This window comes from Paraburkholderia sp. D1E, assembly GCF_052682275.1.
In genome coordinates, this window is the sequence record NZ_JBQYMB010000001.1 from 7,552,177 (window position 1) to 7,569,542 (window position 17,366).

General features: G+C 61.3%; 17 protein-coding genes. 8 read left to right on the plus strand and 9 right to left on the minus strand.

All coding sequences use genetic code 11. The features are described from left to right. Positions 1–97 precede the first annotated feature (97 nt). Positions 98–1,420, minus strand: a complete 1,323-nt coding sequence (locus tag ACUN0E_RS33910) for an LLM class flavin-dependent oxidoreductase (protein ID WP_408232957.1) — start codon at positions 1,418–1,420, stop codon at positions 98–100. A gap of 238 nt (positions 1,421–1,658) precedes the next feature. Here ACUN0E_RS33910 and ACUN0E_RS33915 point away from each other — a divergent pair, with 238 nt between their 5' ends. The 8 genes from ACUN0E_RS33915 to ACUN0E_RS33950 all read left to right on the plus strand — a co-directional run bounded on the left by ACUN0E_RS33915 (position 1,659) and on the right by ACUN0E_RS33950 (position 8,945). Then, complete coding sequence (locus tag ACUN0E_RS33915) at positions 1,659–2,438, plus strand: GntR family transcriptional regulator (protein WP_445569349.1); 780 nt, start codon at positions 1,659–1,661, stop codon at positions 2,436–2,438. Continuing rightward, on the plus strand, positions 2,435–4,168 hold the full coding sequence (locus ACUN0E_RS33920; protein WP_445569350.1) for a fumarate reductase/succinate dehydrogenase flavoprotein subunit: 1,734 nt from the start codon (positions 2,435–2,437) through the stop codon (positions 4,166–4,168). Before ACUN0E_RS33915 ends, ACUN0E_RS33920 begins: the two co-directional genes overlap by 4 nt. A gap of 17 nt (positions 4,169–4,185) precedes the next feature. Further along, positions 4,186–4,431: a 4Fe-4S dicluster domain-containing protein gene (locus ACUN0E_RS33925; RefSeq protein WP_030102639.1), complete on the plus strand. Its 246-nt coding sequence runs from the start codon at positions 4,186–4,188 to the stop codon at positions 4,429–4,431. 53 nt (positions 4,432–4,484) lie between these two features. Next, entirely contained in the window at positions 4,485–5,915 is a 1,431-nt protein-coding gene (locus ACUN0E_RS33930; protein WP_445569351.1) for an ABC transporter substrate-binding protein, read from the plus strand. 40 nt (positions 5,916–5,955) lie between these two features. Further along, positions 5,956–6,810: an ABC transporter permease gene (locus ACUN0E_RS33935; RefSeq protein WP_445569352.1), complete on the plus strand. Its 855-nt coding sequence runs from the start codon at positions 5,956–5,958 to the stop codon at positions 6,808–6,810. Then, on the plus strand, positions 6,807–7,598 hold the full coding sequence (locus tag ACUN0E_RS33940; RefSeq protein ID WP_445569353.1) for an ABC transporter ATP-binding protein: 792 nt from the start codon (positions 6,807–6,809) through the stop codon (positions 7,596–7,598). The genes ACUN0E_RS33935 and ACUN0E_RS33940 overlap by 4 nt, the downstream gene beginning before the upstream one ends. Before the next feature lie 73 nt (positions 7,599–7,671). Continuing rightward, complete coding sequence (locus ACUN0E_RS33945) at positions 7,672–8,667, plus strand: HEAT repeat domain-containing protein (protein ID WP_445569354.1); 996 nt, start codon at positions 7,672–7,674, stop codon at positions 8,665–8,667. Further along, positions 8,664–8,945 carry a DUF971 domain-containing protein gene (locus ACUN0E_RS33950; RefSeq protein ID WP_445569355.1) on the plus strand — a complete coding sequence of 94 codons (282 nt, stop codon included), beginning with the start codon at positions 8,664–8,666 and terminating at the stop codon, positions 8,943–8,945. Before ACUN0E_RS33945 ends, ACUN0E_RS33950 begins: the two co-directional genes overlap by 4 nt. Before the next feature lie 46 nt (positions 8,946–8,991). On the opposite strand, the gene ACUN0E_RS33955 is transcribed toward ACUN0E_RS33950, so the two are convergent. The 8 genes from ACUN0E_RS33955 to ACUN0E_RS33990 all read right to left on the minus strand — a co-directional run bounded on the left by ACUN0E_RS33955 (position 8,992) and on the right by ACUN0E_RS33990 (position 17,326). After that, positions 8,992–11,061: a family 2A encapsulin nanocompartment cargo protein cysteine desulfurase gene (locus ACUN0E_RS33955; protein ID WP_445569356.1), complete on the minus strand. Its 2,070-nt coding sequence runs from the start codon at positions 11,059–11,061 to the stop codon at positions 8,992–8,994. Further along, entirely contained in the window at positions 11,036–11,968 is a 933-nt protein-coding gene (locus ACUN0E_RS33960) for a family 2A encapsulin nanocompartment shell protein (RefSeq protein WP_154560115.1), read from the minus strand. Before ACUN0E_RS33960 ends, ACUN0E_RS33955 begins: the two co-directional genes overlap by 26 nt. A 108-nt stretch (positions 11,969–12,076) precedes the next feature. Further along, positions 12,077–12,352: a helix-turn-helix domain-containing protein gene (locus tag ACUN0E_RS33965; protein ID WP_408232981.1), complete on the minus strand. Its 276-nt coding sequence runs from the start codon at positions 12,350–12,352 to the stop codon at positions 12,077–12,079. Beyond that, positions 12,349–13,326 (minus strand): serine O-acetyltransferase EpsC, encoded by a 978-nt coding sequence (gene epsC, locus ACUN0E_RS33970; RefSeq protein ID WP_408232984.1) that lies wholly within the window; start codon positions 13,324–13,326, stop codon positions 12,349–12,351. Before epsC ends, ACUN0E_RS33965 begins: the two co-directional genes overlap by 4 nt. 42 nt (positions 13,327–13,368) lie before the next feature. Next, positions 13,369–13,836 (minus strand): rhodanese-like domain-containing protein, encoded by a 468-nt coding sequence (locus ACUN0E_RS33975; protein WP_445569357.1) that lies wholly within the window; start codon positions 13,834–13,836, stop codon positions 13,369–13,371. 220 nt (positions 13,837–14,056) lie between these two features. Then, positions 14,057–14,305, minus strand: a complete 249-nt coding sequence (locus ACUN0E_RS33980) for a hypothetical protein (RefSeq protein ID WP_445569358.1) — start codon at positions 14,303–14,305, stop codon at positions 14,057–14,059. Between the two features lie 198 nt (positions 14,306–14,503). Beyond that, a complete protein-coding gene (locus tag ACUN0E_RS33985; RefSeq protein WP_445569359.1) occupies positions 14,504–16,096 on the minus strand; it encodes a carboxylesterase/lipase family protein in 1,593 nt (530 codons plus the stop codon). Between the two features lie 120 nt (positions 16,097–16,216). Next, on the minus strand, positions 16,217–17,326 hold the full coding sequence (locus ACUN0E_RS33990; protein ID WP_408232997.1) for a porin: 1,110 nt from the start codon (positions 17,324–17,326) through the stop codon (positions 16,217–16,219). Positions 17,327–17,366 lie beyond the last annotated feature (40 nt).

A 17,366-nucleotide genomic window follows, 5' to 3' on the forward strand; every position in this document is an offset into this window, starting at 1 on the left:
CTCGTCCCGGCTGCAAACCCGGTACCCGGGTTTGCGCTACCTATCGAACGCACCGTGAAATAAGCCGATTTATAAGCCGATTTCCGGTTCGGTTATCTCACACAGGAAAAAAACGGTTCTCAGGCCGTGGCAATCCCAGATTCTCACGCAGCGTCACCCCTTCGTATTCGCGTCGGAACAAGCCTCGCTTCTGCAACTCGGGAATGACCTTGTCAACGAAGTCGTCGAGACCGCCGGGCAAATACGGGAACATCACGTTGAACCCGTCCGAACCCTCTTCCACCAACCATTGCTCCATCTGATCCGCGATCATCTTCGCCGTGCCCACCATTTCGAGTCCCGAGTATCCGCCAATACGCTGAGCGAGCTGGCGAATCGTCAGCCTGTCGCGCTGCGCCCATTCGACTACCCTTTGCCGCGCTGTCCGGCTCGCATTGGTCTCGGGGATTTCGGGCAGTGGGCCGTCCGGATCGAAACCGGACACGTCGTGCCCCAACGCAATCGACAACGAAGCGATTCCACTCTCGTAGTGAACGAATGTGTCGAGCCGCGCCCGTGTTTCCAGTGCCTGTTCCAGCGTATCGCCGACGACGACGAAGGCGGCCGGAAGTATCTTCATGTGATCGCGTTGACGGCCGATCTTTTCCATACGGCCTTTCACATCGGCATAGAAACGCTTGCCGTCAGCCAGCAGGCTTTGCGCGGTGAACACCACCTCCGCAGTTTCGGCCGCAATCTGGCGTCCGGCTTCCGACGAGCCGGCCTGCACAATGACGGGCCATCCCTGAACGGGGCGTGCGATGTTCAACGGGCCGCGCACGGAGAAGTTCTCGCTCCTGTAGTTCAGCACATGCAGTTTCTGCGGATCGAAGAACGTGCCGCTTTCGATATCGCGGATAAACGCATCGTCGGCCCAACTGTCCCAGAGGCCGGTGACCACATCGAAGAACTCGCGGGCACGCCGGTATCGCTCGTCGTGTTCGACATGCTCGTCGAGACCAAAATTGAGCGCGGCATCGGGATTGGACGTCGTCACGAGATTCCATCCCGCGCGGCCGCCGCTGATGTGGTCGAGCGAGGCAAAACGCCTGGCCACGTGATAAGGCGCGTCGAACGTGGTGGACGCGGTTGCGATGAGCCCCAGCCTCTCAGTGACCGCGGCCAGCGCGGGCAGCAGGGTCAGCGGTTCGAACGACGTCACCGTGTGGCTATGCTTGAGCGCATCGAGCGGCATGTTGAGCACCGCAAGGTGGTCAGCCATGAAGAACGCGTCGAAGCGGCCACGCTCGAGCGTCTGCGCGAAGCGCTTCAGATGCCCGAAATTGAAGTTGGCATCGGGCCATGCACCGGGATAGCGCCATGCGCCGGTATGAATCGTCGTAGGACGCATGAAAGCGCCGAGGCGAAGCTGACGTGACATGTGGCGAGGCTCCATCGCAAAGGTCAAAGCAGTTTAATCGTCCTTCGCCGACGTTGCTTGCCACCGCCCACTCGCTGTATCCACCTGCCAAACCCGATGCACCGGGGCGCCGACGCTAACAGGAACGCCGAAAGCTCTCCCGCAGAAAAGCAAAGCACAAAATCTTCGTTCGCGCGTCAAGGCTCCATCACTAGACTGTGATTCAACTTGTCATAACAAGTACAGAAAACCCCAAATCATGCTGAAACCCGACTCCGCCAACGTGCTTCCCCTGTCTGCGCCGCCGCTCTACGAGCAGATAAAGACGGCGTTGCGCTCACGTATTCTCAATGGCACGTATGCGGCCCATTCCCAGATGCCGTCTGAAAACGACCTCTGCGCGATGTTCAACGTCAGCCGCATCACCGTTCGGCAAGCGCTCGGCGATCTGCAAAAGGAAGGTCTCGTTTTCAAACTTCACGGCAAGGGTACTTTCGTCTCCAAGCCGAAAGCCTTCCAGAACGTCAGCGCGTTGCAAGGCTTCGCCGAAGCGATGTCGTCGATGGGATATGAAATCGTCAATCAGCTCAAGCACATTCACTTCATTCCGGCCACCGCGCACATCGCTGATCGTCTCAAGCTGCCCGAAGGCGCGAAAGTCGCCGAAATCCATCGTGTGCGCCTGCTGAATCGCGAACCTGTGTCGCTCGAAATCACGTGGGTTCCGGAAGCATTAGGCAAACGCCTCGCCAGCGCGGACCTCGTCACGCGCGACATCTTTCTCATTCTCGAGAACGATTGCGCGGTGCCGCTCGGCCACGCCGACGTCTCCATCGACGCGATTCTCGCCGACGATGAAATCGTCGAAGCACTGAACGTTGAAGAAGGCAGTCCGGTGCTTCGCATCGAACGTCTGACGCATAGCGCGGACGGCACGCCGATCGATTACGAATACCTCTATTTCCGCGGCGACGCATTCCAGTACCGTTTTCGCATCGACCGTCAGAAAGAGAAGAAGACCACAAGGAAGACGAAATGAATACGCACGTGATCGAGTACGACCTGGTCGTCGTGGGTGGTGGCACCGCCGGTCCAATGGCTGCCGTCAAGGCAAAGGAACAGAATCCGAACCTGAAGGTCCTGCTGCTGGAAAAGGCCAACGTCAAACGCAGCGGCGCGATTTCGATGGGCATGGATGGTTTGAATAACGCCATCATTCCCGGCCATGCGACGCCCGAGCAGTACACCAGGGAAATCACCATTGCCAACGACGGCATTGTCGATCAGGCAGCCGTCTACGCCTACGCTCAACACAGCTTCAAGACCATTGAAGAACTCGACCGCTGGGGTGTGAAGTTCGAAAAAGACGGCACGGGCGACTATGCGGTCAAGAAAGTGCATCACATGGGCTCATATGTGTTGCCGATGCCGGAAGGCCACGACATCAAGAAAGTGCTCTATCGGCAACTCAAACGCGCACGCATTGCGATCACCAATCGCATTGTCGTCACACGCGTTCTGACGGATACGCAAGGGCGCGCCTGCGGCGTACTGGGCTTCGATTGCCGTACGGCGGATTTTTACGTGGTGCGCGCCAAGGCGGTGATTCTCTGCTGCGGAGCGGCGGGCCGGCTCGGATTGCCCTCCTCGGGATATCTGATGGGAACCTACGAGAACCCGACCAACGCCGGCGATGGCTACGCGATGGCCTATCACGCAGGCGCCGCGCTAGCGAACCTCGAATGCTTCCAGATCAATCCACTGATCAAGGACTACAACGGCCCCGCATGTGCCTACGTGACCGGCCCGCTCGGCGGCTTCACCGCGAACGGCAAGGGCGAACGCTTCATCGAATGCGATTACTGGAGCGGCCAGATGATGTGGGAGTTCTATCAGGAACTCCAAAGCGGCAACGGCCCGGTGTTTCTGAAGCTCGACCACCTTGCCGAAGAAACCATTCAGACCATCGAACAGATTCTGCACACGAACGAGCGCCCGAGCCGCGGACGGTTTCATGCGGGGCGCGGCACGGATTACCGGCAGCAGATGATCGAAATGCACATCTCGGAGATCGGGTTTTGCAGTGGCCACAGTGCGTCCGGGGTCTACGTCAACGAGCGTGCGGAGACCACCGTTGCCGGTCTTTACTCGGCCGGCGACATGGCTGCGGTGCCGCACAACTACATGCTTGGCGCGTTTACCTATGGCTGGTTCGCGGGTCAGAACGCGGCGCAATGCATCGAGGGCCGCGAGCATGCAGCACTCGATAACGAGCAGGTGGAAGCTGAGCGGGTACGGATCTATGCACCGCTTGAACGGAAGACGGGGCTTGCACCGGCGCAAGTCGAATACAAGCTGCGCCGGATGGTGAATGACTATCTTCAACCGCCGAAGGTCACGCGGAAAATGGAAATCGGCCTGCAACGTTTCGCGGAGATCGCCGCGGATATCGACCAGATCAAAGCCGACAATCCGCACGAACTGATGCGCGCCGCGGAAGTGCGGGCGATTCGCGACTGCGCCGAAATGGCGGCGCACGCGTCGCTGTATCGCACGGAGAGCCGTTGGGGCCTGTACCACCATCGTGTCGATTTCCCGCAACGCAACGACGCGGAGTGGTTTTGCCACACGCATCTGAAGAAAGACACAGCGGGCCGCATGGTCAGCGAAAAGCGTGCCGTTCAACCGTACGTGGTGCCACTCGACAACCGCGACAGTCAGGCCTATCAGAACCTGCGGATCGGCGAGCCCTCGCTCGCCGACGCTTAAGGAGTCACGGAGTCACCATGTCTACGACACCGCACAACATTTTTCAGCGCAGCGCAGCGCCCGTCACGATCGACGAAGACAAATGCATCGCCGACAAGGGCTGCACGGTCTGCGTGGATGTATGCCCGCTCGACCTGCTTGCGATCGACCTGACCAAGGGCAAGGCCTACATGAAGTTCGACGAATGCTGGTACTGCATGCCGTGCGAGAAAGATTGCCCGACCGATGCGGTCAGGGTCGACATTCCTTATCTGCTGCGCTAGTGGCGAGCCATCCAGACTAAAGCGCTGCTTCCCTATCAATCGGGGTTTAACTCATGACGATCCGTCGTTTGCTTGCCGCAACGCTCTTCGCGAGCGGCCTGTTTTCATTCACAGCCATCCCGGCGCATGCTGAGACGATCCGCATCGCAATCGGCACTCAGGACACGACGATCAATTGCGCAACCGGTGGCCTGCTGATCCGCGAGTTGAATCTGCTCGATAAATATCTGCCGCATGACGGCAAATACAAGGACGTCAAATACGACGTGCAGTGGAAAGATTTCACGTCCGGTGCGCCGATGACCAACGAAATGGTGGCGGGCAAACTCGACTTCGGATCGATGGCGGAGTTTCCCGCCTCGTTGAACGGTGTGGCCTTCCAGAAGGCCGGCAAGAAGAGCGTATTTATCACGGTTCTCTCGGGCAGTATCGACGGTAGCGGCAACGGCATCGTGGTGCCGGGCGATTCATCGATTCGTTCGATCGCCGACCTGAAAGGCAAAACGATCTCGGTACCCTTCGCTTCGGCGGCGCACGGTATGTTGCTGCGGGCAATCAAAGCTCAAGGCTGGAATCCCGACACCGACGTGAACATCATCACGCAGTCGCCCGAAGTGGCGGGTAGCGCGTTGAAAGCGCACAAAGTCGACGCGCACGCCGACTTTGTGCCGTTCGCGGAGCTTTTCCCCTTCCGCGGCTTTGCGCGCAAGATTTACGACGGTGCGCAAACTCACGCACCCACCTTCCACGGCACGCTTGTGGATGCGGACTATGCAAAGCGCTATCCGGAAGTGGTGGTGGCGTATTTGCGCGCGGTGATCGAGGCGAACCAGTTGTTTGCGCAAGACCCCGAGAAATACAGCCAGCTGATTCAGAAGGTGACCGGCATCGACGCCGAAGTCAATTACCTGTTCCACGGCCCACTCGGTCTGCAGACGCGCGATCTGACATGGAAGCCTGAATACCGGCAGGCGACCGTCACGGCCATCAGCACGCTCAAACTGCTGAAGAAGACCGACGTCGATCTGGATGCCAACACGTTCATCGACGATCGCTATATCCGCGAAGCGTTCAGGCTATCCGGTCTGAACTACGACGCCGCGCTCAGGAATTACGCGAAACAACCGCTCGTCGCCAATGATGCGCAAACGGGCAAACGCATCACCGATTTCCGCAGCGCGACGCAAATCTGGGTCGACGGTGAAGGCAAGGTACGCAACTATGCCTCGACCCAGGAAGCGTTCGCCGCACTCAATACGCTCGAGCAAAGCGGCAAGAAGGCACGCGTCGTGTATGTCCAGGATCGTTCGAGCGGACTGAAACTGTTCGCCAATCAGGCGTGGTACGTGAAGGACGCCAAGGGCAGCATCAGCGCATTCCTGCTGAAAGAAAGCGCCGATAGCTACGCGAAACAGGTGGACGGCAACGTCGTGGATTTCGCCGCCGCGAAGACCGACGCAACGCAAGCCGTTGCCGCGCGCTAACGGATCATCCAGCGGCGTTCATCAATCACGGGAGTCCCCGATGTCAGCCATTCTCGAAGCCACGGAAAGCGCCAGCATCCGGCGCACCGCCACCATCCAGCGCATCTGGAATCCAGCACGTCTCGCACGCGTGCTGACCAGACTCGTATCGGTTCTGGCGTGCGTCGGTATCTGGCAAATGCTCGCCGAGCATCATGTCTCATTCGGGGTGGTGACGTTCGCGAACGTGCCGGCACCGAGCGACGTCGTGCCCGCGGCCTGGGCCCTGCTCCACTCACCCAAACTGCCGATGCACCTTTTTTCCAGCCTCATGCGCGTGCTGGTGGGCTTTGCCGCGGCGAGCGTTGTGGGTATCGGCCTGGGACTCGCCATCGGGCGCTATCGGGCATTCGAAGACGCGGTCCTGCCTCCGCTCGAAGTGTTGCGGCCGATTCCCGCAGTTGCGTGGATCCCGCTTGCCATCCTGATGTTTCCTTCGTCGGAGATGAGCATGATGTTCATCACGTTCATCGGCGCGTTATTTCCGATTCTGCTCAATACGATCCACGGCGTGGAAGGTGTCGATCCGCGGCTTGTCGCCACCGCGCGCTCGCTCGGCACGCGTGGCGGTGCATTGTTTAGCGAGGTGATCCTGCCGGGCGCGGCGCCTGCCATCGTCACGGGTTTGTCGATCGGCATGGGTACCGCGTGGTTCTGTCTCGTCACCGCCGAGATGATCGCTGGTCAATACGGCATCGGCTATTTCACATGGGAGTCGTACACCTTGCAGAATTATGCGGACATCGTCGTCGGCATGCTGCTGATCGGCGCGTTGGGGATGGGCAGCAGCGTGCTGGTGCGGCGAGCCGGGCTGGCGCTGATACCGTGGTACCGGATGGAGGCGTCGCAGCGATGAGCACCGAATTGCAATCGAAACCGTCGGGCCGCATCGACGTGCGTGCGCTGAGTGTCGAAGTCGGCGTGCGCGAGCAGCGGTTCACTGCACTCGACCAGTTGGACTTCTCCGTTGAACCGGGCGAGTTCGTCTGTGTACTGGGACCGTCGGGATGCGGAAAATCCACGCTGCTGGCAGCGCTCGCCGGCCACGTGGCAGCCAGCGCGGGCGAGATTGTCGTCGACGGTGAGCGGGTCATGCGCCCGCATCCGGAGCGCGGCCTCGTGTTTCAACAGCACACGCTCTTTCCGTGGAAACGCGTGATCGACAACGTCGCGTTCGGCCTGAAGATGAAGGGCCTCGCCGCCGACGAGCGACGTCGGCAAGCCGGCGAACTGCTCGATCTGGTCGGATTGAACGGCTTCGGCGCACGCTATCCGGCGCAGTTGTCAGGCGGCATGCAGCAGCGCGTGGAAATCGCGCGCGCGCTGATCAACCGGCCACGCGTGCTGTTGATGGACGAACCGTTCGGCGCGCTCGACGCGCAAACGCGCCGCATGATGCAAACGTTGCTGCTCGACGTGTGGACGCAAATCCGCACCACGGTGCTGTTCGTCACGCACGATATCGACGAAGCGCTGTTTCTCGCCGACCGCATCCTGGTGCTGTCGCAGCGGCCCGCGCGTATCGTCGCTGATCTGCGCATCACATTCGAGCGCCCTCGCGACGACGAGACCACGACCGAGGCGCAATTCATCGAGATCAAGCGCCACTGCCTTGCACTGCTGCGCGCGGCGGCAGCGGCATAAAACGCTTTGCGTGCTTGACGTTCTTGACCTGTGCATCGAACGCATCTGTTTCAATCCAGACACCATTCACCTCATGACCGATATTTCGCTTCCGCTTACGTTCGACCCCAATTCACTCGACCCGGAAGCCGCCGAGATCCTGCCGCGCCTGGCGTCCGTGGATGCCGCCGTGCGCCGCATCGCCCTCCTCGCGCTCGCCGACCTTGAAGACGAAGCCGTACTCGGACCGATTGTCGCCGCCTTGCGCGCCGACGCGTCATCCGACGTTCGCGCTCAGGCCGCCGAGATACTCGGTGCGTGGGAGCGCGCCGACGCGGTGGAGGCGCTGTGCGAAGCCCTGGCGGATCCTGCGAAAAATGTCCGCGACGCGGCCGCGCAGAGCCTGTCCAGTCTGAAAAGTCCGGATTCGGGACCGCTGCTCGCACCGTGGACCACGCATTGCGATCCGTTTGTGCGCCAGGCTGCGCTGCGTGGTCTGCGCGAATTACGCTACGCGGGCGCACTGGAACCCGCGCTGACCGCGCTGACGGCAAGCGAAGACGTCGTGCGACTCGAAGCCGTGAGTGTGCTCGGCTGGTTGAAGAGCGAGCGCGCAGTGGGCCCGCTTACTGCCATCGCCGCACACGATCCCAACGCCGCCGTACGGCGCGCGGCAATCGGCGCGCTGGGCATTGGAGCAGCGACGACGGAAGAAACCGTCGTCGCATTGTTGAGCGCGTTACGCGACGCCGCGTGGCAGGTCCGTGAAGAAGCGGCGGCCACGCTCGGCAAACTACGCGTGCAAGGCGCGCAGGATCCACTGATCGCGGCACTTGATGACGATTACTGGCAAGTCCGTTTGCAGGCGGTCCGCGCCTTAGGCAAACTCGGCGACGCGACCGCGAGCACGGCGGTCGCCGCGCTGCTCACGCATGCGATCAGCAACTTGCGCAAGGAAGCGGCATTGTCGCTTGGCGAACTGGGCGACACAGCGTCATTGCCTGCCCTGCACACAGCCGCGACCGATGCTGATCCAGAAGTACGCAAGGCCGCGCGCATAGCCTTGACGCAAATTGAAAAAACGCCATGATGAACGCGCCCGAACACATCACCGTTCACGCGGCGAGCGGACGATTATCCCTGACGTGGAATAGCGGACACACGCAATGGATCGACAACGCGACGCTAAGGGAACGTTGCCCTTGCTCGACATGCCGCCGCTTGACGCATTCAGGCCGCGCGGCGCGAATCGAACCGTGCGTCGCGATTGTCGACGTGCAGCCGATGGGCTACGGTGTACAGATCGTGTTCAGCGATGGACACGCGCAGGGGATCTATCCGTGGGATTATCTGGCGGGTATTGCCTGAACCCAGGTATAGGAAAGCGGCGGCCGCAGTCGGCCGCCGCTTATCGTCAGCGTCGTGAAGACAGCCGCCGCACCACCGACACCAGCGCATCGACTTCATCGCAGGTGTTGTAGAACGCGAGTGACGGCCTCACCGTGGCTTCGACGCCAAAGCGACGCAAGATCGGCTGCGCACAATGATGCCCCGAGCGCACGGCGATGCCCTCTTCGTTCAGCGCCTGTCCCACTTCCTCGGTCTCGTAGCCCTTCAACACGAAAGACAACACACTGGCTTTGTCCCGCGCCGTGCCGATCAGCCGCACGCCGGGCACCGGCTGCAGCACGCTCGTCGCATAAGCCAGCAGATCGTGTTCATAGCGCGCGATATTCTCGATGCCCACCCGTTGAACGTAATCGATCGCCGCACCGAGACCCACGGCATCGGCGATATTGCCCGTGCCGGCTTCGAAGCGATTGGGTGGCGGCTGGAACACGGTGCGCTCGAACGTGACGTCCGCAATCATGTTGCCGCCACCCTGCCAGGGCGGCATATCGTCGAGAATCGCGCGCTTTCCGTAGACCACGCCGATGCCGGTGGGGCCGAACACTTTATGGCCTGAGAACACGAAGAAATCAGCATCGAGCGCCTGTACGTCCACACGCATGTGCGACACGGATTGCGCGCCGTCGACGAGTGCCTTCGCTCCTGCGCGATGCGCCAGTTCGATGATTTCCTTGACCGGCACCACCGTTCCTAGCGCGTTCGACACCTGCGTGACCGACACGATCTTCGTCCGGTCATTGAGAAGCCGCCTGTATTCATCGAGCAATACCTGGCCGTTGTCGTCGACCGGAATCACGCGCAACGTAGCGCCGGTTTGCGCGGCAAGCTGCTGCCACGGCACGATGTTCGCGTGATGCTCCAGGTGCGAGACGATGATCTCGTCACCTTCGCCGACATGCTTCACGCCCCACGTCTTCGCGATCAGGTTGATCGCCTCGGTGGTACCGCGAACGAAGATGATTTCTTCCGGCGACGCCGCGCCGATGAAGCGCTGCACCTTGCTGCGTGCGGCTTCGTACGCATCGGTAGCGCGGCCGGCCAGCGCATGGGCAGCCCGATGAATGTTCGAGTTCTCATGCGCGTAGAAATACGCCAGCCGGTCGATGACCGCCTGCGGTTTGTGCGTGGTCGCGGCATTGTCGAACCACACCAGCTGACGGCCGTTGACGCGCTCCCGCAGAATCGGAAAGTCGCGGCGAATCGCATTGACATCGAATGGCGGATGGGCTGACAGCCCGGCATGCGGCACGCTATCCGTCGCACTGGGCGTCTGCCCAGGAAAGCGCGACACCTCATTCAGATTCAGAAAATAATGCGAGCCACTGCCGCGTTCTGCCTGCGTCGTGCCCGGCACCGCTTGCGAGGTGCTCGGGCGGTCATATGGGAAACGTTGCTCCGCAAGCGGTTCATCGACACCTGGCAGACCGAGCGATTGCGCGCTCACGTCGTTCCATCCTGGCACCACGATATCCGACGATGCCACGTTGGATGTCCGAGCATGTCCCGTTTCGCCCAGGAAATAGTAAGGCGCCGTGGATGCCGGTGACACTGGCGACGCTGGCGATGCGCCGCCCCCAGACGGACGCTGTGCGCCCTGCCCCTCAGGCACGCCAAGCGCGGCTCCGCCAAAGCGCGGATCGAGCGCCGGCGCAACAGTCACTATGCTATCGGGCAAGCCGTTCTGTGCCGCAGCATGGGGCGCAAGCGCAGGTGCCCGATTCCCCAGCGACAGCACGTGCGTAGGCGCCGACGGCAGCAGGTTGCCGCCGGGCACATGTCCCTGCGGCAAGGCTGCGCCAGGCACACCGGTACCCGCGCCACCCGGACCCGCGAGCGGCGAACCCGCCGGTGCCGGGTTGCTGATCTCGTTGAGTACAGGTGCCGTGAGCGGCAACGTGGCGGCCGAGCCAGGCGTGCTGCCCGCCTGTGGCGTGTGACCCGGCAGCGCGGAAAAAAATGCATTGGCCAGCGACGCTAACGTCGCCGGATCAGGCAAACCCGCGGGCGGACCGGTCGGCACATCGTGCGGCAGAACGCTATCCATGGGCTTACTTGTAGGTGTCTGGGTAGTCATGGTACTTGCCGATCTCCACGTCATCGAGAACTGCCAGCGCGTCCGGCGAATGCACCGCGAGCGAGCAATAGAGCGAGATCAGGTACGACGCGATCGCATGATTGTTGATGCCCATGAAGCGGACCGACAGACCCGGACCCTGCTCGCCGGCCACGCCCGGCTGGAACAGGCCGACCACGCCCTGGCGCTTGTCGCCTACGCGCAGCAGCAGAATCTTGGTCTTGCCATCGGCAACCGGCACCTTGTCCGACGGAATCAGCGGAACGCCACGCCACGTCAGGAACTGCGAGCCGAACAGGCTGACGGTCGGCGGCGGCACACCACGGCGCGTACATTCACGACCGAAGGCGGCGATCGCGAGCGGATGCGTCAGGAAAAACGCCGGCTCTTTCCATACCTTGGTCAGCAATTCGTCGAGATCGTCGGGCGTCGGTGCGCCGGTCAGCGGAAACACGCGCTGCTCTTCAGCCACATTCGCGAGCAGGCCGTAGTCCGGGTTGTTGATCAATTGGCTTTCCTGCAGCTCCTTGATCGTTTCGATCGTGAGCCGCAATTGTTCCTTGATCTGATCGTGCGGGCTGCTGTACAGATCCGAGATCCGCGTGTGCACGTCGAGCACCGTGCTGACCGCATTCAGGAAGTACTCGCGCGGTTGCTCTTCGTAGGGCACGAAGGTGCGCGGCAAAATGCTTTCATCTTCGCGCGCGGTACACGCCGCCTTCACGGCTTCGGGATTCTTCACCTGGTTCAGACGATAGATGCCCGCCTCGACCGGCAGCCATTGCAGCAGATGGGTAAGCCACCGGGGCGTAATCGTCGCGAGTTGCGGAACGGTTTTGGTGGCATTGGCTAGTTGCCGTGCTGCGGTATCGCCGAGCGCCGTCAGGCCGCCCACTGTTGCTGTCATCTGAAGCTCCGGGTTTGATAGAAGAAAAACAGGAAAGCTTATGAACGAAAGTGATTATCGGAAGGTGCCCCCGGCCGTTCAACATGCTATAGACGGCAACGGGGCGGTCTAACCGACGGACGCCGGATCGACGAGAGCGGAATGCGCGAGCGTGGCGATGCCCAGGTCGCCGGGCGAATGGTTGAGCAAGCGTTCAACCGGCACGTTGAAAGCACGGGCAAGCTTGTCGAGCGTGACAATCGACGCGATAGCAGAACCGCGCTCGATCTCGCCAACATAAGAGCGGTTGAGGCCGGCGTACTCGGCTAATTGCTCCTGAGACCAGCCGGACGCCGCACGAAAGCGCCGCACCGCGGCGCCGAAGTCTCTGACGAGCACGCTCATCGGGCCGCTCCGGCGACGGCGGGCTCCGCGGCGGCAGACTCACGCGGCGTGCGATCGCGGAGCGCAGCGGCGCCGGTGCCTTCGTTGCGTGACACGGCCTGCGTCACATGCGAACCTGGCGCGACATCCTGCGTAAGCCACACATTGCCGCCGATCACCGAACCCTGCCCGAGCGTGACGCGCCCAAGAATCGTGGCGCCCGCGTAAATCACGACGTCGTCCTCGACGATCGGATGACGGGCATGACCCTTTTCCAGATGCCCCTGCGCGTCGCGCGGAAAACGCTTCGCGCCCAGCGTAACGGCCTGATAGACCCGGACGCGTTCGCCGATAATGGCCGTTTCACCGATCACCACGCCCGTTCCATGATCGATGAAAAACCCCGCGCCGATCCGTGCCCCAGGGTGAAGGTCGATACCGGTTTGCGCATGCGCGAGCTCGGCGATGATTCGCGCCAGCAACGGCAACCCCAGCCCATAAAGCTCATGCGCAAGCCGATGGTGGATCATCGCCAGCACGCCCGGGTAGCACAGCAAGACTTCATCCACACTGCCCGCCGCAGGGTCGCCGTGAAACGCGGCCAATACGTCGCTGTCGAGCAAGGTGCGAATTGCCGGCAGCCGCGCCGCGAAAGCACGTACCGCGATGCCGGCCTGAGCCTCGATCGTGGCGGCGGGCGGCGGTTGGTGACGGCTGCGGTAGTGAAGCTCCAGACGCGCCTGGCTTAGCAGTGCATGCAGCGCGGCGTCGAGCGCGTGCCCAACATAGAAGTTTTCACTTTCCTGACGCAGATCGGGCGGTCCGAGCCGCATCGGAAAAAGCACGCCTTTCAGCGTGTCGATGACCTCCGAGAGCGCTTCGCGCCCCGGTAATTCGCGCCCGCCCGGCTCGAGCGAGCGTTTCTGCACTTCGCGCCATTGCTGGCGGACCGTCTGAAGCGCGTGAACAATCTCATCGACATCAAACACAGCCACAGCGGTTACTCCCCGTAAAGTGCAGCGTTGACGATCAGGCTGTCAGTCCTGAATCCACGGCAGTCCATGAAAACGCCAGCCATTGCTGGCGCCGCGCCGTTGCGCGCCGTCCAGCTCCCCTTCAAAACCTTCCAGAACATTGAATACCTGCGTGAAGCCGGCTTTCGCCGCGGCCTCGGCGGCCAGCGCCGAGCGGTTGCCGCTGCGGCATAGCAGCAGCACGACCGCGTCCTTGCCGGTCTTCGCTTCCAGTTCACGCACGAAACGCGGATTGCGCGTCAGGCTCGTACCGGTTGCCCACGCGACATGCAGACTGTCCGGCACGAGTCCGACGAATTTGCGTTCTTCAGCAGTGCGTACATCCACCAGCACGGCGTTGCCGGCCTTGACGAGCGCCCACGCATCCTGCGGCGGCAGGCCGCCGGCGTACGGCAGACCGGCTTCTGTGGCGGCCGAACGGGCAGCTTCAAGCAGCGCGTGGGTGGGTCGTTCTGCGAGTTCAAGCGTCATGACGTCTCCTTCGATATCGCGCGATTCACTACGCGCTGGTCAAAGCCATCTGCGAATGCAACCGCCTATAGCCATCAGGAGACACTATGAAAGAGAGCCGGCCGAAGCCGAACCAATTAATTGTGATTTCTAAAGAAGCATCGGTTCGGTCGCTCCGGCTTGCAGTTGACCTGCTATGCCGGCTCGCCGCGGATTTGCCGCGCCACCGCCGATCCGCCGATTATTCCGGCGGGATCTTGAGCGGCACGACAAACATGCCAGCGGTGTATTCCATATGGAAATAGCCGCAGCGCGCGTAAGTGGCAATGCGTTCGAGCTGCTCGGGCGATTGGGCGGTGTAGGTAGCGGCAGCCGTCTCGTCTGAGGATTGCTCGGACGAGACGGGCGCGCGTTTTGACAACTGCTTCTGCAGGCTTCGCACCGGATGCCAAAGTCCGCCCCAGATAAGCGTCGCTGAAAGTGTGGCCATACGGCCTCCGTCGATCCATTGCTATACGAATGAATCTAGCGACCTGGATACGGAATCGCAAACAAGCTTTTGTGGATTGGTTTTCGGAGAATGGTTCAAACCGTAATCAGGGTTTGCGCTGCCCGCGGTGTATCCGTGTGGCGCGAGCAGCGCGCCTTCCTGCCGTCCTGGAAGGTCGGGTATCGGCCGGTATAGCCGTCATAAGCCGTGCGACGGCGCCTCGCCATACCAGTAGCTGCACTGATGCGCAGTGTACGCATCGTAGGTGTTCGAGATCGGGTAACCGAAGTCGAGCGTTTGACGGGTCGCCGAGGTGTACAGCGGCCAGTTCGCCACCGAACTGCCGGAATTCGGATTACCGGAATGGGCGAAACCTGCCAGCGCCGTCGTCATCGCCGTGGATAGGGTGGACTGGTTCGCCGTCGGGCTCGGGATCAGTTGCCACCAATAGTCGAGATCCGACGAATGGAAGGCGCCATAGTTCATGGTGGTCGGCGGCAGGAATGAAATCAGGCTGTTGACGCGGTATGGCGCCGGATCGGAAAAGCGATACATGTATACCGCGGGCGAATACTTCGCGAGGTTGTCGGCGTCCTGCATTTCGCCGCAGGTGAACAGGTAGTCACCGGCGACTTTGGCCAGTGCCTGACTCGGCGACGAAAACTGGCTCGCCGGATAAAGCGCAGCAGTAGCTGCGCCGGGAACGCCGAGGAAGTTCTGGATCGCCGTTTGGTAACCCGAAGCGGTGACGGGATTGCCCTGTGCGTCGAAGGCCGCGGCGACGAAATATGTCCCTTCATCTTCGGTGAAGCCCGATATCACCGGCACCCGGTTGTACTGGCCACTGGCGAATGCGGCGCTCGTCGAACTCGGCAGTACCTTGCCGTCGATCGTTGCGTACCATGCCGACGGATTGCCCTGCAACAACGCGGCCGCGGGCAGATTGCGCAAACACGCGGTACTCGCCGGATCTGTGCAGCCCCACGTTTTGGCATAGCCGACACCGTCCGTCTCAGCCTGCTGCAAGGTCTCCTGTTGCCGGCTGAAGCCGCCGCTCTGTGCAACGGCCTTCGCAAACAAACCCGCTGAACCCGGCGAAGCCAGTTGCACGTACACCGAATGGCCGCCCGCCGAATCGCCGAAGATCGTCACATTCGCGGGATCGCCACCGAACGCGGCGACATTCTTCTGGAGCCACGCGAGTGCAGCGGTCTGATCCATGATGCCGTAATCGCCGGTGGCGCCGTTGGGATCTTCCGCCGCAAGCGCTGGGTGAGCCAGAAAGCCAAGCGCATTGAGACGGTAGTTGATTGTCACCACAATCGCGTTCGCCTTCAGGGCTAGCGCGCTGCCGTCAGTTGCGACGCCGGAACCAACAATGAAGCCACCACCGTGAATCCAGAACAGCACGGGTAACTTCGTTATGCTTGCGGTAGTACCCGGCACATAAACGTTGATGAAGAGACAGTCCTCACTTCCGGTGGGGGCCGTCGCCGTGCCCTGCAAACATGCCGAGCCGACGTGCGATGCGTCGTACACACTGGTCGCGTAGGCCGGGGCAGCAACGGGCGGTTTCCAACGCAGCGCGCCGGTGGGCGGCGCTGCATACCGCAAACCGAGAAACTCGCGCACGCCGTTGACGACGACTCCCTTGACCTGTCCTTGCTGGGTCGCGACGACGGTGGGATCGGCGGGCGGCGCAGTGTGGACGCTGCCGCCGCAACCCAGCATGACGAGCGGGACCGCTACTGCGATGAGCCAGCCAATGGCTCGCTGGCGATGGGTATTCATGCTTGCCTCCTGAAATCCGGGGAACGCAACCGCCTGGCGCTTGCCCCGGACTGGATTCAACTGGCGGTTTGAGATGAACGGCGGTCAATACGCTACGCATTCGCTCCCGGCGTACCAGGGCTAGAACAGCGTACGGATCCCTACCCGCACCGCAGTCGACGATTGACCCGTGCCGACATACACGCCATTGGTAAACACCGGTGCCGCACCCCCACCCAGGAAAACCGGCGCCGCGCCACCCGATGCGCGCAGATAGGTCGCGCTCGTATAAACATCGGTGCGCTTCGAAAGCGCGTAATCGAGCAGGAGCGTCGCGTTCTGCCACTTCTGCGAGCCGAGCTTGCTGTACCAGTAGCCGCCCATTAGCGTGGTGGCTGGCGTGAACTGAAACACTTCGTTCACTTCATAAGTCGGCATCGAGCCGTTGTCGTGACCGATACGAAAGTGCGTATCGGTGAACAACAAGCGGGTCAGGCTCCTGCCGAAGCGATAGCTGCCGCCCACCCCAAAGCTGCTGACGCTGTTCGCCAGCACTGGCGTGGCGGGAAGATCGGGGAAGAATGTCGTGCCGGCCTGGCTCGGCCCATTCAGGCCGAGATCATGTGTATCGGTATACGCAGCGCCGAGGTTCAGCGGACCATTCGAATAACGCAGTCCAAATGCAATCACGCGCCCGGTTCCAGCTGATACGGATTGCGAAGGAAATGCATACAGCGCGCCCGCTTGCAATCCCGCGTAGTTCGGCGACGTGTACTTGATCGCGTTATTGATGTGCAGCGTGCCCGCAAGGTGATCGAAGTCGCCCGGATGCCACGAGTACTGGCCGGCGACTTGCCCCATGGCAAATTGCGTGAGGTTGTCCCAGAAGAAGTCGTACTGCTTGCCGAGCGTGAAGCGGCCGTAGGTTTGATTTTCAACACCCAGCCATGCCTGGCGGCTAAACAGCACACCCGATTGCACCATCGTGCCTGAGTAGAGATTGAAACCGTTCTCCAGGTCGAATATAACCCGCGTGCCGCCGCCGATATCCTCCACGCCGCGCAAGCCCCAGCGATTCGACTGGATCGAGCCGTCGTTGGCGACGAAAGTCGAATGGCCATTCAGGTTGCTGAAGTAAGTAATACCCGCATCGATAATGCCGTACAGCGTCACGCTGCTTTGTGCATGCGCAATCGGACTGCTCAAAGCCAGTACTGCGGTTGCGCTTAAGCTCAAGGCAAACTTTTTCATTGCTCGTCTCCAATGTTTTATTTTTAAAAGGCAAAGCGTC

Excerpts from the sequence above, each read along its gene's own strand:
- ACUN0E_RS33930 (WP_445569351.1), top strand. The coding sequence starts at position 4,485 with ATGACGATCCGTCGTTTGCTTGCCGCAACGCTCTTCGCGAGCGGCCTG.
- ACUN0E_RS33975 (WP_445569357.1), bottom strand. The coding sequence starts at position 13,836 with ATGACGCTTGAACTCGCAGAACGACCCACCCACGCGCTGCTTGAAGCT.
- ACUN0E_RS33965 (WP_408232981.1), bottom strand. The coding sequence starts at position 12,352 with ATGAGCGTGCTCGTCAGAGACTTCGGCGCCGCGGTGCGGCGCTTTCGT.
- ACUN0E_RS33920 (WP_445569350.1), top strand. The coding sequence starts at position 2,435 with ATGAATACGCACGTGATCGAGTACGACCTGGTCGTCGTGGGTGGTGGC.
- ACUN0E_RS33910 (WP_408232957.1), bottom strand. The coding sequence starts at position 1,420 with ATGTCACGTCAGCTTCGCCTCGGCGCTTTCATGCGTCCTACGACGATT.
- ACUN0E_RS33985 (WP_445569359.1), bottom strand. The coding sequence starts at position 16,096 with ATGAATACCCATCGCCAGCGAGCCATTGGCTGGCTCATCGCAGTAGCG.
- ACUN0E_RS33935 (WP_445569352.1), top strand. The coding sequence starts at position 5,956 with ATGTCAGCCATTCTCGAAGCCACGGAAAGCGCCAGCATCCGGCGCACC.
- ACUN0E_RS33960 (WP_154560115.1), bottom strand. The coding sequence starts at position 11,968 with ATGACAGCAACAGTGGGCGGCCTGACGGCGCTCGGCGATACCGCAGCA.
- ACUN0E_RS33945 (WP_445569354.1), top strand. The coding sequence starts at position 7,672 with ATGACCGATATTTCGCTTCCGCTTACGTTCGACCCCAATTCACTCGAC.
- ACUN0E_RS33925 (WP_030102639.1), top strand. The coding sequence starts at position 4,186 with ATGTCTACGACACCGCACAACATTTTTCAGCGCAGCGCAGCGCCCGTC.
- ACUN0E_RS33915 (WP_445569349.1), top strand. The coding sequence starts at position 1,659 with ATGCTGAAACCCGACTCCGCCAACGTGCTTCCCCTGTCTGCGCCGCCG.
- ACUN0E_RS33980 (WP_445569358.1), bottom strand. The coding sequence starts at position 14,305 with ATGGCCACACTTTCAGCGACGCTTATCTGGGGCGGACTTTGGCATCCG.
- ACUN0E_RS33940 (WP_445569353.1), top strand. The coding sequence starts at position 6,807 with ATGAGCACCGAATTGCAATCGAAACCGTCGGGCCGCATCGACGTGCGT.
- ACUN0E_RS33950 (WP_445569355.1), top strand. The coding sequence starts at position 8,664 with ATGATGAACGCGCCCGAACACATCACCGTTCACGCGGCGAGCGGACGA.
- ACUN0E_RS33990 (WP_408232997.1), bottom strand. The coding sequence starts at position 17,326 with ATGAAAAAGTTTGCCTTGAGCTTAAGCGCAACCGCAGTACTGGCTTTG.
- ACUN0E_RS33955 (WP_445569356.1), bottom strand. The coding sequence starts at position 11,061 with ATGACTACCCAGACACCTACAAGTAAGCCCATGGATAGCGTTCTGCCG.